This window comes from Dermabacter sp. HSID17554, from assembly GCF_003989295.1.
GTDB lineage: Bacteria > Actinomycetota > Actinomycetes > Actinomycetales > Dermabacteraceae > Dermabacter > Dermabacter vaginalis.
The window spans coordinates 72,562-87,965 of sequence record NZ_RBLW01000002.1 but is presented as its reverse complement, the minus strand read 5'-3'; the positions used below and the strand labels follow the sequence as shown (position 1 = coordinate 87,965).

Below are 15,404 nucleotides of genomic sequence, written 5' to 3'. Positions count from 1 at the left end.
GTCTTAGAGACCCCAGCATTGAGATAAGCAGCACTGCAACCATTTCAATGATGCCGCTAACCACACTGACGGGAGTTCACTTGCGCTCTTCTAAATTCAATTTAAGGAGCGGCTCCAGTGAATACCCCTCTAGATACAGGACTCGTTTCGAATCGACGTGGCTCCAAAATAGCGCCGAGTACACTAGAGGGTATTTAGCCTTATCGTCAGCATAACGCCGCGCACTTTCGCTACCTTCGCGCCCCGTAAACCATTTTCCGATCCGCCCTCTGTGCGCTTCCGCTTCAGAGGATGACCAGTAACCCTCGGGATTGACGTATAGAGCAGCACCTTCGCGCATATTTTTGAGGATGCATTTCCGGCTCAACTCATCGGCCTTCAGATAATACAGATGACCATCCAAGCCCTTTAAGAGCGTGCCGAGATTATCCTCACAAATTTCCAAGAAATCCATCGTCGAATACTTGGAGAGTCCCGCTTCAGTTCGTGCTCCATTTGGCAACTTTTGTGACACAGTCACCTCCTTCAACGGCTAATATATCCGGTGACAGTTCCATATTTGCCTATCTTTCCTGTTTCCACCATAAACTGCGTCGTTTATTTTCCGGTTCCACAGCACATATCTACGCACCCTCCCCGGCGCGTCTACAGCTGCTTTCTCAATCGTTTTGCCGCCTACTTGAATGCGCGCCGTCTTGTGCCGTCGCGTCAGATTACACCCTGATCTGCGGTTGTGCTTGTTCATGGATCTGCCTTTTGCGCTGGGACTGTTGGGCTTACGTGAACCTGCTGCGCCTCTCTTAGTCGACATACCTGAACTACGCTGTCCCGATCCCGTTGCAGATGCACGACCACCCACTCCTATCGTACTTCGAGTACCTCCCGGTGCTTCCTCGCGGCACATTACCGTGCTTGTAGAGCCGCAGCGGCCTGTGAGGTCGAATTTTGAAATAGGGTCCGTGGGGTAGCTGTATGCCGTGGAGTACGAGAGCAGACCAACCTCACCGGAGCGCTAAGCGACCTACGCAGCTAGCTCCCGCACCGATATGACCGACCACCCAATCACGCGCCCAGCAAAAATCGAAGGCAAGGATTTCACAGATATCCGCGACAGCGCGAGAGGTGATACTTGGCGGCGTCGGCGGTCAAGACCGAGCGCGTAGAAAAATGCAACCGCAACGCGTTTGTGGGAATGCGCGCCGGACTTCTTAGCCAACACTCGCTGGCACGACGGAAACGCTAGAAACTACACGCGCTCCCAGTGGTTCGCGAGTACTGACTACAACGGCAGCACGACGACAGTCGTCCTGAACGATATCCTTGCAGTTACAAATGTGTCCGAAGTTTAATTAAGAAGGCTTAGCGACAGTCGGACCGGTGCTAACTTAAGCAGTATATAACCCTTCGATTTAGTAAAAACAGCTAGACCGTCGCAATTATCGAGCTTTGGGGTCCCGCGGAGGCTGTGACTCAGTTTGAAAGCGATCGCTTCCTCGCACCCCGCTCACTATTAGGCAGCCAATAACTATTGGCGGCACAACCCATACGGATTGTTGATCTATGAAACGAGGTAGGGGTAGCAACGCGGCAAGGTGCCAGCCAGCGAGCACCAACAGAGCAGCGAGGTTCCAATGCCAAGGCCGCGTGGCAAGGAAAGCCCTGTAAAGCATCTGCCACAAACCCCTATCAACCACGATCTATGCGTCCCGTCAAGGCTCGCGCCCTTCCTGATTGTATACGCGCTTGATCATAACCGGACCAATATACCTATCATTCGAAACGCGAGCTTGTTTGTATTCATAAGCGTAGTAATTTCGCTCCCAGCGCCCAACCTTATTGCAGCTTTCATAGATTGCCTTTTTCCACCGTCATCGCTGCTGCACCTCGATTGCAGTCACGTGATAAACGAACCCCAGAGCTCAATTGATCGCATCTTCATACCTGTCGCGCATATTTGCTTAGAGGCACCGTTTTGTATGGCGGATACATCCATAAAGTGGTGATGATTTTCTTCCCACATGCATACTTTTTTGCTGGCTGCTCGCCTGCTGCAGGCTGCCGTCCCACTAGTGTCACACTGATTCATCGGATCATTAGCTGTAAAGGTGCCCGACGGTGAGTTATAGAGCCGCTGACCCATAAGGTACAGCGAGGCATACTCTTCTGAGTTTTCACGCCACTTTCCATCAAGCCAACCCAGGGAGGAGGGCGGTCGAAGCCTAGATACTTGGTTTAGGGTTCGCTGGTTCTCTCCGTACTCTGCGTAGCTCCTCCAGACCTCAATGGCTGATGCCAGTTGCCCGCTCTCTGCTGGCAGTTCTACAGTTGTGACTACGTCAATATTATAGTTCGTGACTAGAAGGACGGTAGGTCTATGGATCGCGTCTATAGCCGAAGCCCGGTCTCATTCCTTACGTATAAAACGGATCCACTGTGCCACAAGTGACACTACCCTAACGCCTCCACGATTCTCTGCGCTGCGCGACTTACAGCATTAGCATCTAGCGGGTCACCGCTAGCATCATATATTACCTGTTCTAGCTGCTCACTACTGATATCCTCTTGAACGTTATTGCAAACGTATCTGTAAATAGCATTTGCCTCGGCAGAGTACACCAACGAGGACTCCTGCAGAACATATTCTGGGATGTTTGCTGGATTTTCCTCCATCAAAATTTGCATTAGAATCTTTCGCTCCTTACGGAACGTTGATCTATCGCTCTCAGCCCACATAAGTGCTCCTAAATCTAACTCATCCTCCAGGGCATTAGCGGGAGCCCACCCCCCATCAGCATTCCAGCACCCCGTGCCCCGATGGGATTGCGCTCCCCAGCGACTATTGGCACCGGCCACACAATCGCACTTTTATGCGCCGCACAGCTCAAAGCCTATTCCACCAGAGCAGAAGTAGCTCAAACACTATTGCCGCGACCAGAGAGATCACCGTCAGGACTATCGAACTAGTGCACACTGATGTCACAAGCGATGTACCTAAGGCGACACTCAGGCTCTCCCTAAGGGCTAACCATAAACCACCTTGTGAAAATTTCTTGCTCTCTTTTAAAAGGATTTCGTAGCCAGTATACGACAACAAAAGACTGGCTACTACCGTTACCGCGATTGAGACGGATGTTAACCCTTCGGGAAGTGTGTGAAGAGTCGCATAAGTAGCAGAATCTATCAGAATAAGGAATTTATGAAATTTACTGTCTTCCCCAGGCTCTTCTGTGCGCTCTAAGTCTTCTTCTTCTGGCTCTCTAGCCATTTTTTTTGATACCTCCGCGCGCCTACTACCCATAGCTAACCGGGAAGCCTTCCAGAGATCCTTCCGGTTGAGCATCTGTGCCCTTCACCTCACCCGCCAACACAACTCCCTCGAGCACTGACGCGGGAGCAAGCGAACCATCCGCCTTCTCAACCAGATCAGTGTTGAATGAGGCCCATTCACCCTTATCGTTCTTGAACCGCACAGGGGCCGCGAAATGCTCTGTCGTCACCGGCCCATCTGCATTCACCCACGTGCTCGAGGACTCCGACCGTTCCGCCGACACCTCCACACGCTTGCCCGTCGCTCGGGCCTGGATCACAGCCGACGGAAAGTCAACCACGCCACCCGAGGCGGGAGCGGCCTGCTCCACAGGCGAAGGAGAAGGGGGAGGAGTGGTATTAGCCCAGGCCTGCGATGCAGGCACCAAACCCACCGACACCAACGCCGCCGACACCCCATACGCCGTCAACAAAACAGCACGGCGAAACACACGATTACTAGACCAGCCACCCACGCGAGAATCCTCTACTCACTTGCAGCATCACTGCTGCTCCCGTAACGCCCCAGAGAGGGAGTCAGAGAAATACTATTACCACGTAAAAGGAGCGAGAAGCGGACTTAAGCCCCTAACGGTTGAATGACGTCAGCTCTTTGGGTGGGCTTCGATGATGATGATGTTGGTACTGTGCCCGCTGGTGCGTTAGCAGCAGGCGGAGAGGGGCGTTTGCCAGCTGGATTTTGTGATGGTCTATGCGGTGCCGTTGCCGTCGACGTAGGCGGTGTCGCCAGTTTCCGCGGTTGCCGTCGCCTGGTTGAGGTGACGAGTGTGGAGACCGGGACACTCGGGGCATGATTTCTATCCTGAACTCGACAAACAGTGTCAACGTCAGGCTAAGAATCGAGTCCTCACAGGGCCTTGCCCGTCGGTGAACTTCAGGCTGCGCCAGCGGCAACACCGGAATTCACGGATCGTTCACCGCCGTAACGCGCACGCAGCACAAGGGCCGCGGCGACGAGCACAAGAAGCATCACGGCGAAGCCCGCGGGCGCCATTCCCGTTGCCGCAAACACGACGTAACCCAAGAACGAGGATCCGGCCGCGACGAGCGCATAGGGAAGCTGGGTGTTCACGTGCGTACTCACCTTGCAGCCGGCGCCCGTGCTCGACAGGATCGTCGTATCGGAAATCGGCGAGCAGTGATCGCCGAAAACGCTGCCGGCGATGACCGCGCCGAACGCGGCGATCAGAAGCTCATTGCCTCCGGCAGAAGCATTCATGAGCTGGCCCGCAAGCGGCAACAGAATGCCGAACGCACCCCACGAGGAGCCGGTCGCGAACGCCATGAGACCGGCCATCGCAAACAGGATCGGGACGAGCCAGTGGGCCGGGAGGTTCACGTTCGCAACGACGTCGGCGAGGAAGCTGCCCGTGCCGAGATCGCCGATGACGGCGCCGAGCATCCACGCGAGAAGAAGAATCGAAATCGCGGGAAGCATCGACTTCGCGCCCTGGAAAGCGCCACTGAAACGCACGGTTGAGGAGAAGACCGGGTTGGAGAGCGTGTAACGGTACAGGTAGTAGAACGCGACGATGAGGCCGATGACGCCGCCGACGTTGAGGGACAGCGACACGTTGGCATTGGCCATCGTCGAGAAGAGATCCCACGCGCCGGCCTCGAGGCCGCCGGTGACGTACATTCCGCCCACGACACCGAGAATCAGCAGCACGAACGGGACGAGCAGGGCGCGCTTCGCGCCCGGTTCGTGACGCGGGAGCTTATCGGTCGCCTGGCTGGGAGCGTCCTTTTCATCGGCGTGCACGCCCTCTCCGGCGAAGGCCCGCTCCTCTTCCTTACGCATGGGCCCGAAATTGAGCTGCCAGGCGATCACGAGCCACAAAAACACGAGCGCGGCAACCGCGTAAAAGTTCATGAGCGCGGCGCGCACGAAAGCCTCGACCTCGCTCATCTGAAGAGCGGAGGCCGCGAGGATCGGGGACATGATGCCGATGAGGGAGGCACCCCAGCTCGAGAAGGGGATGAGCACGACGACGGGGGCAGCGCCCGAATCGATCAGGTACGAGAGCTTGGCGCGCGAGACGCGTTGCCGATCCGAGATGGGCCGCGCGATCTGCCCCACCGAAAGAGCGTTGAAGTAGTCGTCAATAAAGAACGAGAGGCTCAAAAGGCCCGTGAGGATCTGGGCCCCGCGCCGTGTCTTCACGCGCTTTTCCACCCAGTCCGAGAACGCCGAGGTCCCGCCTGCCATGAGGACGAGAGAGGTGATGATGCCGAGTTCGAGGAGGAAGGCGATGATGAGGATCGTGTACCAGTTCAGCCCGCCGTCTTCCCAGACGAGTCCGAAGGCGGCCTTACCGACCTCTTTGAGTGAGGCGAGTGGCGCGAAGTCCGCGATGAGGATCGCCCCCGAGACAACGCCCGCGAAGAGGGATATGAGCACGCGTTTCGTCACGATCACGAGGAGAATCGCGAGAAGTGGTGGAACGAGGGTGAGGATCGGGTAGGTCTCGACCACAATGACCTCCTAGGCGTGTCGCAGACGCAAGAACACCCCCACAGTAGGCGCGCTTGCCCCACGTGAAAAGTGCAATAGCCCCCGAGGGGACCGATACGTGGTGAAGGATACGTGTGCTTAGGACGTCGCGAGCGTCAACACGCCTACCCCGGCGAGGAGAAACGCAAAGAGCGCCGTGAGACTCGAAGGCCGTGCCTTCGCCGAAACGGGCCCACCGGCCATCCCACCGAGCACCGTTCCGGCCGCGAAGATGAGCACCGCCGGCCAGTCGATGTGCGTGGGGGTCCCTATGCGCGCGAGCAACGCCGCGGCAGAGGTCATGATCATGACGAGCAGGCTCGTGCCCGACGCCGCACGCATGGGCAGCCCGAGAGCGATCACAAGCATCGGCACGGCAAGGAACCCACCGCCCACTCCAAAGAAGCCCGTGAGGAGCCCCGTGGCGCTCGCGGCAAGCACGAGGGCAAACCGGGAGGGTTGGGGTTCGGGTTCCGACGGTTGCCGGGCTAGCGTCGGCCCCGTTTCTTTCGCGTTCTCTTCGGCGCGCAGTAGGCGCGCGCGGCGTGCCATCACTGCCGCAACAACGAGCAGTAGCACGCCGAAGCACAGCATGAGCGCGCGCTCGGGCACGAGGAGCGAGAGCCTCGAGGCAAGCGCCGCCCCCGCGATCGCGATCGCGCCGAAAATGGCGCCCTCTTTCCATCGCACGTTCCCGTGCTTCGCGGGGTGGCGGAGCGCCACAACCGCGGTGAGACCCACGACGACGAGTGAGGCCCCCGTCGCGTCGTGGGGTGCCATGCCGAGCACGTAAACGAGCAGGGGCACGGAAAGGATGCCCCCACCCGCGCCGAGGGCACCGACCACGAGGCCGATGCCCACGCCGATCACCGCCGCGAAAAGGACGGCGTTCATCGCGTCACCGCGATCTGCACGCCTAGATCACACCGAAATCGAGCATCGCGTCAGCAACTTTCACGAAGCCCGCAATGTTGGCGCCGACGACGTAGTCGCCGGGGCGGCCGTACTCTTCGGCTGTCGCGGCACACGTGTCGTGGATGTTCACCATAATGTCGGTGAGGCGTTTTTCGGTGTCCTCGAACGTCCACGAGTCACGCGCGGCGTTTTGCTGCATCTCGAGCGCGGAGGTTGCCACGCCGCCGGCATTGGCGGCCTTGCCTGGCCCGAAGGAGATGTTGGCCTCCTGGAAAAGGTCCACGGCCTCGGGGGTCGAGGGCATGTTCGCGCCTTCGGCGACGGCGATGAGGCCGTTCTTGAGGAGGATCTTGGCGCTTTCGCCGTCGAGCTCGTTCTGTGTAGCGGAGGGGATCGCAATCTCGCCGGGGACCTCCCACACGTTGCCGCCCTCCACGAACCGCGCTTTGCCGCCGCGGCGCTCGGCGTACTCGTGGATGCGGCCGCGCTCGACCTCCTTGATTTGCTTGAGCAGGTCGAGGTCGATGCCGTCCTCGTCGACCACGTAGCCGCTCGAGTCGGAAGCCGTGATCGCCACGCCGCCGAGCTGCTGGGCCTTCTCAATGGCATAGAGCGCGACATTGCCGGATCCGGACACGAGCACGCGGCGGCCCTCGAAGTCGAGGCCCCTCGCCTTCAGCATCTCGTTCGCGAAGATCGCGGCGCCGTAGCCGGTGGCCTCCGTGCGCACGAGCGAGCCGCCCCAGTTGAGACCCTTGCCCGTAAGCGTGCCGGCATCGAAACGATTCGCGAGGCGCTTGTACTGGCCAAACAGGTAGCCGATCTCGCGCCCACCCACGCCGATATCACCCGCGGGGACGTCGGTATCGGGGCCAATATGGCGGAAGAGTTCGGTCATGAACGACTGGCAAAAGCGCATAATTTCGCCCTCGGACTTGCCGTGCGGGTCGAAATCGGAACCGCCCTTGCCGCCGCCAATCGGGAGGCCAGTGAGGGAGTTCTTGAAGATTTGCTCGAACCCAAGGAACTTCACGATCCCGAGATTCACACTGCGGTGGAAGCGAAGGCCGCCCTTGTAGGGGCCGAGAGCCGAGTTGAACTCGATGCGGAAGCCGCGGTTCACCCGCACCTTTCCCTCGTCGTCCACCCACGGGACTCGGAAGATAATCTGCCGCTCAGGCTCGGCGATGCGCTCGAGAATCGCGGCCTCGGCGTATTCGGGGTGGCGCGCGTGGAGCAGATCGAGGGACTCGAACACCTCCTTGACCGCCTGGTGGAATTCGCTTTCACCCGGGTTGCGGCGTAAAACGGCGTCAAGAGTCGCGTCAAGTGATGTGGCCATCGATCGTCCTTCGTGGTGGTCGCGTGCGGTTGTTGTCGTACACCTCGGCTGATACTGACTGGTAAAGGCGCACTTGAAAATCTACACGCCGCGGCCACCTTTCAGGAAACGCGGGTCTCAGTATGAGAAATACCGGGGCTAGTGGCCTGCGAGTTGCTCGATCGCCCAGCGCGGATCGTCAGTCGAAATCGACTCCGGGCGAAGCGCCACGGCCTTTGTGAGCTGCTCTTCCGTGTTCACGGTCCACACGTTGATCTTGTAACCGCGCGCGTGCGCTTCCTTCGCGGCCTCGGGGGTGAGTCCGTCAACGCTGCAGCTGAGCCACGTGCATCCGAGCTCCTCGAGCGTGTCCCAGGTCGAATCCTCGACCGTGTTCACAAGGAGACCGAGCCCCACGTGCGGCGCGATCTCGTGAACGGCGGCGAGAGCCTCGGGAACGAATGAGATGACGGTGTCGCGCTCCCCGTGCCCCGGACGCTTGTCGTGGATGAGCTGCGCCGAAGCCTTCGCCGCCGAAGCTACTTTGACCTCGACGTAGAGTTCGAGATCCTCCATTGCGAGGAGCTCCGTGAGAAGCGGAACCCCGTGACCGCCCTGGAGGGAAACCTGCGCGAGTTCAGCATTCGTGAGGTCCTTGATCGCGCCCTTCGCAGGGAGCGAGGCCGGATCGGCCATGCGGTCGATCGTCTCGTCGTGCATGATGATCGGCGTGCCATCGGCACTCAGGTGCACGTCGCATTCGACAACGCTCGCGCCATCGATCTTCGCGCGCCGGAAACCCGCGAGGGTATTTTCGGTCGTCACGAGAGCCGCACCGCGGTGGCCAACGATCACGGGTCGGTAGCCCTCAACCCCCGCGACCTCGACGCCCTCAGTTTGCGACGGGACCGCGCCCGCCGTGGGCGCATCCTCCACGACCGCGGGGGCACCCGTGCCCGCGGCCCGCTCGGGAAGGAAGTGATCGATGCTCGCAAGCACCGTGCGCAGGCCGTGATCGGCGTCCTCCGTCATCGCGCGCACCTCATCGCCCGTGCTGAGCGTGCTCATGATGGTGGGGTCGATGCACTCGACGATGCTCTGTTCGTAGCTTTCCCCCGCGCGCACGACGACGTTGCACGGGAGGAGAGCCCCCATGGACTTATCGGCGTTGAGAGCGCGGCGCGCGAGCGTGGGGATGCAGGCCCCGAGAATCACGTAGGGGCCGAGCTCCGCACCGGCTTCCGCGCCGATTTTGTTGGAGAACGTGCCCTGCATGTTGAGTTCGTACACCACCCCGAAGCCTTCTTCGGCGAGGGCGTGGCGAGTCGCCTCGAGGGCAACGTCAAAGGGCGCCGAGACCTGCACTCGGTGCGTGTACTTCACGGGAGACTCCTTTTCCTGAGGTGTGCGCTCTTTGCGCGTGATCGAGCCAGGCTAGGCCCGCAATCCCACGGGCGATTGACGCCCCGGTGGCCTCGAGGTGAACGAGCCGGGTTACATGACGGGGCGAAGTGGAATGAGCAGCTTTTCGGTGACCTTTTCAATCCCGGCGCGCGCCTTCCATTTTTCGGGATCGACCTCGTAGCAGTCCTTGAAGTCGGCCTCGAACACCTTTTCGAGCGCCTCGGCGAAGGCCGGGTCGGCGACTTCGAGGTTGGTTTCGTAGTTCAGCGCGAGAGAGAGCCGGTCGAGGTTCGCGGTTCCGACGGTCGCCCACATTCCGTCGATCGTCGCAATCTTCGAGTGGTTCATCGCGGGCGTGTAAAGGAAGATCCGCACGCCTGCGTCGAGCAAATCCTGATAGAAGCCTCTCGCGACCCAGTCAACGACCACGTGGTTGGACTGCTCGGGGAGCATGAGGCGCACGTCAACGCCTCGAGCCGCGGCCGCGCGCAGCGGCTCGAGGAGCTTGCCGTCGGGAACGAAGTACGGGGTCGAGAGCCAGATGTTCTTCTGGGCGCGCTCGATAGCCGCGAGGTACATGCGGCGAATCGGGTACACGGCCTGGAGCGGGAGGTTCGGATGGACCTCGACGCGTGTGTTCCACGCATTCGGGGCGACCCAGTCGATGCGCTCGTCGGCGCGGCGATCCTCGTTCCACACGTTCACGAACGCTTGCCGCAGCTCCCACACGGAGGGCCCCACCTCGCGCACGTGGGTGTCGCGCCACTCGCTCTCGTACGCGTCACCAATGTTGAAGCCGCCCACGTAGCCAATCTCGTCATCCACGACGAGGACCTTTGAGTGAATGAGGCCGGTGGAGCGGATCGGTGCCCGCCAGAATGACCCCGAGATGGGGTACATGCGGTGAACGTTGATGCGCTCATCAAGCTGCTCGAAGAACTGGCGAGGAACCACAAGGTTCGCGAACACGTCCCAAATGAGGAACACATCGACCCCGCGCGCAGCCGCGTTGTTCACGGCGTCCATGAAGCGCTGCCCCACGCGATCGCCCTTCCAAATGAAGGTCGCGAGCATCACCGTGTGCTCGGCATGATCGATCGACTCGATCATCGACTCGAAGAGATCCTCGCCGCTCGTGAAGATCGTGATGTCCGACTTCTCAACGGTCGACTCAAACGTGCCCGGCTTGGGGGCGCGGCGCTTCTTACGACCGTGTTTCGTGTAGGCGTCCATCGCGAGGAGTGTTCCCACAGCGACTGCTTGCGAGGCGGCAATCCCCGCAGTCGCCGCAAGTGCGGCCCGCTTCGCTACGCGTTTTGCACGACCAATGGCGCTTTGCTGTGCAGTGTTCTCACTCATGGTTCAATTCTCGCAAGTCTTGCTGAAGTTTGCGTCCTCGTCCACGTGCTTTGCCACGGCAGCAGCCACCACAAGGTCCTGCCAGCTCATCCCCACCGTGGTGACGACCGTGGGGGCGTCCGGAACGTTCACCTCACCTGCCGCCATAGTGGCCCCTTCGCCAAGGAGAGCCTTCATGCTCACGAGTGCGTTGTCGGCAAGGAACCCGTCGGCTATGGCGCGCACAACGTCCCCGTTCTCGCGCAAGGCCACAGCTTCATCCTCGACGATGACGCGGGCGCGGCCCATCGTCGCGGCGGGAACTTCACGCGTCTGAGGCGTATGCGCCCCAACGGCGAGCACGGCGGCGTGCGGCTGCACCCACGAATCCTCGAACACCGCCTCCGTCGCGGCGCTCGCGCACACAATGACGTCCGCGGCCTCAACGGCGGCGCGGCAGGCGTCGGACCCGGCACGCACCGCTCCGACCTCGCTCGCACACCCCTCCTTGCCGACCGCGAGCGCACTCGCGCTCACGCGATCCGGATTGCGCACTGCGTAGGCGACCGCGCCGAGCCCCTCGAAACCCACACCCCCGTCGCCGCATTCCGCCGCGAGGGCGCGGACGAGCCCCTCCCCCTGGACCCCCGCTCCGAAGGCGACGATATTCGGGCGGCGCGTGACGTGCGCAGCGATCGCCGAAAGCGCAGGTCGCGCCCCCGCGATCGCGACGGCGGGCGTACGCAGTGCCGTGAGGGCGATCCCCTCAACGAGCGAGTGCGGCGTGAGTGTTTCCGCGTCGCACAGGAGATAGGTGCCCTGGATGAAGGGCCGGCCCTTCTCAGGGTTGTGCGGGGCGAGGGTGAGGATCTTGATCCCCGCATCCTTGCCAACGCTCGAGGGCATCGTGAGGAACTCGCCTGCATCGACAGGAGTGAAGGTGCGCTCGGGATCGCTCGCGGGGTCAAATCCCCGCTCGAGAGCGGCGGTCAAGGCGTCTGCCGCGGCGCGGTAGCCGAGGGCAAACACCTTTTCTGCGGTGAAGGTTTTCATGCCATCACTGTGTCATGCGTGACTTGAGGCGAGCCGAATCCAGAAGTGGAGGCGTAGCCTCGAGACATGCCCACGTTATTGATAATTCACGGAACGACGCGCCCCTCGCGCACGGGAATCCTCGTGTCACGAGCGCTGGAAGCCCTCGCGAAAGACATCACGAACTTCGACGTCGAATTCGCGGATCTCAAGGAGGTCAATTTGCCCTTCCTTGACGAGCTCGAGCCTCCCCGCGCCGGAAACTATCAGCGCCCTCACACGCGAGCGTGGGCCGCCACCGTGGACCGGGCCGACGCGATCGTGTGGGCAACCCCCCAGTACAACGGCTCGTTTTCGGCTCCACTCAAAAACGCGATCGACTACCTCGCGGCGGAGTGGGAGGGCAAGCCGCTTGGCATCATCGCGTGGGGCTATCACAATGGCGGTCTGGACGCGGCGCGCGCGCTCGCGCCCGTTGCCGCTTCCCTTCGCATGAGGCTCGTCGAGCCGCTCCTCGGTTACACGAGCTACGGCGCTGACCTCAAAGACGGTTCCCTCGCCATCAGTGAGGAATGGACCCAGAACGCCACAACCCTCCTCAAAGGACTCGAAGAACACTCAGCGTAAGATGCTCCCCATGCTTTCTTCACCCCTTCGTCTCGCCGGCGACTTCGTTGTTCTCGAACCGCTCTCGCTCGACCACCTCGCAGGACTCAAGGATGCGGTCACCGATGGCGATCTGTGGAAACTCTGGTACGCCAATATCCCGGAGCCCGCGCGGATGCGCCAGGAGATCGAGCGGCGCCTTACGCTGTGCGAGGAAGGCTCGATGCTCCCTTACACGGTCATCCGAAAGGTCGATGACGACGCCGGCTACATTGCCGGGATGACGAACGTCATCAACATCGACCGAGCGAACCGGGTCGCAGAGATCGGCGCCACGTGGTACGCGCGAAGCGTCCAGGGCACCGCCGTGAACCCCGAGGCGAAGTTTCTTCTCTTGCGCCACCTCTTCGAGGTCGAGAAATTCCAGCGCATCGAGTTGCGCACGCATACCCTCAACCGGCACTCACGTGCCGCCATCGAAAAACTCGGGGCGACATTCGAAGGAGTTATGCGCCGCCACCGGATCCTCGCGAACGGCACGACGCGCGACACCGCCCTCTACTCGATCCTCGACCACGAATGGCCCAGCGTGCGCGCCCACCTGGAGTATCGGCTCGCGCAAGCGCAGGCCTAAACGGGCGTTCGGTTCCGACGGCAGCCAACCTACCTCCAGGCTTTTCGTGCCGATGCGCTCACGAGGTCCACGAGGATCGAGAGCACGAGAAGGGCGAGGACAACCGTGAGCATCGAGGAGTAGTCGAAGGCCGTGCGCTCGGCTTCGAGGACGCGCCCGAGGCCACCCGCGCCAACAACGCCAACCACGACGCTTTCGCGAATGGTCACTTCCCACCTGTAGAGGCTGTAGGCGGCGAATCGGCCCTTGATCAGGGGAATCACACCGTACATGGCCTCCGCAAGGCGGCTCGCTCCCGCGTGACGCAGGGCAAGTGAGGGGCGGCGATCCACCGTTTCGAGGGACTCCGCGTAGAGCCTTCCGAGCACGCCCGCGTTGTAGATGCCGAGCGCGAGCACGCCGGGAAGCGGCCCGGGGAAAAGCAGGAAGAGAAGAAGGAGCGCCCACACGGGCGGCGAGGTGACGCGCACGAGTAAGAGAATCGCGCGCGCGAGGAAGCCGAGAGCCTCGCGAGCGAGCCGAAGCGGGCCCCGGGTGCCCTCGGGCGTGACGGGCGGCGGAGTCGCCATGAAAGCCATGAGACCGCCGAGGAGCGAAGCCACGGCGATCGCCGCGATCGACATCGTGACCGTGAGCGCCGAGTCCACGAGAAGCTGCGGGAGGGTCGAGGGAAGCGTGGGCGGTATCGCCTTTTCGGCAACGCGCACAGTACGCTGAGCGAGACGCGGGAGGTCGAGCTCAACGATGCTGACGCGCAAGTGAAAGGCCGACATGACGAGAAGTGCCGCGATCGCGAGAGACGAACCGAGCATGAACCGCCGCGACGGGTCACGAAGCTTCCGGCTCCACCACTCGCACGCGAGACCCACGAGGACAAGCGCGTACATGACGGTCCACATGCGCTCAAAAGCGAGGCCCTGGAACGCCGTGGAGAGCTCGAAGCCAAGCCCGCCCACGCCGAGCATGCCGAGGATCACCGCGGCGCGAAGCGAGCAATCAAGCCGGTAGAAGGCGTAGGACACAAAATCCTTCCACACGCGAGGGAGGGTCCCGTACGCGAAAGCTGCGATTTTCCCCGCCCCCGCGAGGCGAAGCACGTCCGTTGGCCCCTTGGGAGTCTCGTCGATGATCTCTGCGTACACCTTCGCGGTGATCGCGCCGAACGGGATGCCGATCGCAAGCACTCCCACGAGAGGATCCCTGCCGAGCACGAGCAAAAGCACGACCGCCCACACGGTTTCGTGGACACCGCGCGGAAGCGCGAACGCGAGACGCATCGCGAGCCACCCCGTGCGGGATCGCCACCAGCCCTCACTCATGAGCACCCCGCCGACAAAGCCGATCACGACCGCGAGCGCCGTGCCGAGCACGGAGAACGCGAGGGTCGTGAGGGTCGCCTCGAGGATGCGCGAAACATAGGAAAGGCTCAGCTCAGGCGAAAAAGCCGCGAGCCAGAACCGGGCAAGCGTCGGAACTCCCCCCGGCGCCAAGGCGACGCCCGGCACAACGCTCGCGACGGAAACGAGAACCGCCGCGAGGGTGGCGATACCCCACCACCGTGCGCTGCGCGCTTTCGTCATGCGTCGATCCTGTAGAGGGCCCCTGTGCGCTCAGCATCCACATCGACCGCGGGCAGATCGAACTCGATGTTTCCCGCACGCAGGCCCACGACGCGATCGGCACACTCGGTCGCGACCTTCGGGTCGTGGAGGCTCACGATGAGTGCGGCGCCCGTCGAGTCAACGACGCGCGTGAGGATCGCCATGACTTCGCGCGCGCGGGCCGGGTCGAGCGCGGCAATCGGCTCATCGGCGAGGATCAAGTCAGGCCGCTGCACGAGAATGCGGGCGAGGGCAACCCGCTGTTGCTCTCCCCCCGAGAGAAGTCCCGTGCGCCTCGAGGCGAGGTGGGCGATGCCGAGCTCCCGCATGGCACTCTCGGCGACCTCGCGCTCGCGCGGGAAGGCGAGCGAAGTAAGCGCGCGAACACTCCCCCAACGGCCAAGGTTGCCCGCGAGAACGTTCTGGAGCGCCGAAAGTGGCTCGACGAGATGGAGGCCCTGGTGGACCGTGCCGATTCCGGCACGCGCGGCCCGAAGCTGCCGGCCGGAAAGCTCGGCGAGGTTCTTCCCCGCGATACGCACCGTTCCGGCACTCGGGCTCACGGCCGCCGTGCACACGCGCAGGAGTGTGCTCTTGCCCGCGCCGCTCGGGCCGATGAGCGCAACCCTCTCGCCGGGAGCAACGGTGAGGCTCCCGGCGAAAGCGCAACGTTCGCCAAAGCGCACCTCGACGTTCTCGAGGTGCGCTGCGGCCGTGTCGCGACCGGTCATG

At 61.8% G+C, this 15,404-nt stretch carries 11 protein-coding genes; 2 read left to right on the top strand and 9 right to left on the bottom strand.

Annotation, left to right across the window (positions count from 1 at the left end):
- Positions 1 to 76 precede the first annotated feature (76 nt).
- The 7 genes from D8M36_RS03480 to D8M36_RS03450 form a co-directional block, all read right to left on the bottom strand.
- Positions 77 to 514 (bottom strand): hypothetical protein, encoded by a 438-nt coding sequence (locus D8M36_RS03480; RefSeq protein WP_126846766.1) that lies wholly within the window; start codon positions 512 to 514, stop codon positions 77 to 79.
- A gap of 3,687 nt (positions 515 to 4,201) precedes the next feature.
- Positions 4,202 to 5,803: a Na+/H+ antiporter NhaC family protein gene (locus tag D8M36_RS03475; protein WP_126846764.1), complete on the bottom strand. Its 1,602-nt coding sequence runs from the start codon at positions 5,801 to 5,803 to the stop codon at positions 4,202 to 4,204.
- Positions 5,804 to 5,920: 117 nt separating this feature from the next.
- The gene (locus tag D8M36_RS03470) at positions 5,921 to 6,715 is read right to left on the bottom strand and encodes a sulfite exporter TauE/SafE family protein (RefSeq protein ID WP_126846762.1); all 795 of its coding nucleotides are present in this window, start codon (positions 6,713 to 6,715) and stop codon (positions 5,921 to 5,923) included.
- Positions 6,716 to 6,737: 22 nt separating this feature from the next.
- Complete coding sequence (gene gdhA / locus D8M36_RS03465) at positions 6,738 to 8,078, bottom strand: NADP-specific glutamate dehydrogenase (RefSeq protein WP_126846760.1); 1,341 nt, start codon at positions 8,076 to 8,078, stop codon at positions 6,738 to 6,740.
- 138 nt (positions 8,079 to 8,216) lie between these two features.
- Entirely contained in the window at positions 8,217 to 9,440 is a 1,224-nt protein-coding gene (locus D8M36_RS10085; protein WP_161970195.1) for a glycerophosphodiester phosphodiesterase family protein, read from the bottom strand.
- Between the two features lie 111 nt (positions 9,441 to 9,551).
- Positions 9,552 to 10,820 carry a phospholipase D-like domain-containing protein gene (locus D8M36_RS03455; RefSeq protein WP_074298622.1) on the bottom strand — a complete coding sequence of 423 codons (1,269 nt, stop codon included), beginning with the start codon at positions 10,818 to 10,820 and terminating at the stop codon, positions 9,552 to 9,554.
- A gap of 3 nt (positions 10,821 to 10,823) precedes the next feature.
- Entirely contained in the window at positions 10,824 to 11,852 is a 1,029-nt protein-coding gene (locus D8M36_RS03450) for an ornithine cyclodeaminase family protein (protein ID WP_126846758.1), read from the bottom strand.
- 66 nt (positions 11,853 to 11,918) lie between these two features.
- Between D8M36_RS03450 and D8M36_RS03445 the strand changes: the two genes are divergently transcribed.
- Together D8M36_RS03445 and D8M36_RS03440 are read left to right on the top strand one after the other, a co-directional pair.
- Positions 11,919 to 12,458, top strand: coding sequence for an NADPH-dependent FMN reductase (locus D8M36_RS03445; protein ID WP_126846757.1), 540 nt, complete (start codon positions 11,919 to 11,921; stop codon positions 12,456 to 12,458).
- Between the two features lie 10 nt (positions 12,459 to 12,468).
- Positions 12,469 to 13,071 carry a GNAT family N-acetyltransferase gene (locus D8M36_RS03440; protein WP_126846755.1) on the top strand — a complete coding sequence of 201 codons (603 nt, stop codon included), beginning with the start codon at positions 12,469 to 12,471 and terminating at the stop codon, positions 13,069 to 13,071.
- A gap of 29 nt (positions 13,072 to 13,100) precedes the next feature.
- Here the strand turns inward: D8M36_RS03440 and D8M36_RS03435 are convergent, their stop codons facing one another.
- Complete coding sequence (locus tag D8M36_RS03435) at positions 13,101 to 14,651, bottom strand: PhnE/PtxC family ABC transporter permease (RefSeq protein WP_126846753.1); 1,551 nt, start codon at positions 14,649 to 14,651, stop codon at positions 13,101 to 13,103.
- Positions 14,648 to 15,403 (bottom strand): phosphonate ABC transporter ATP-binding protein, encoded by a 756-nt coding sequence (locus tag D8M36_RS03430; protein WP_126846752.1) that lies wholly within the window; start codon positions 15,401 to 15,403, stop codon positions 14,648 to 14,650. The genes D8M36_RS03435 and D8M36_RS03430 overlap by 4 nt, the downstream gene beginning before the upstream one ends.
- Position 15,404: the final 1 nt, after the last annotated feature.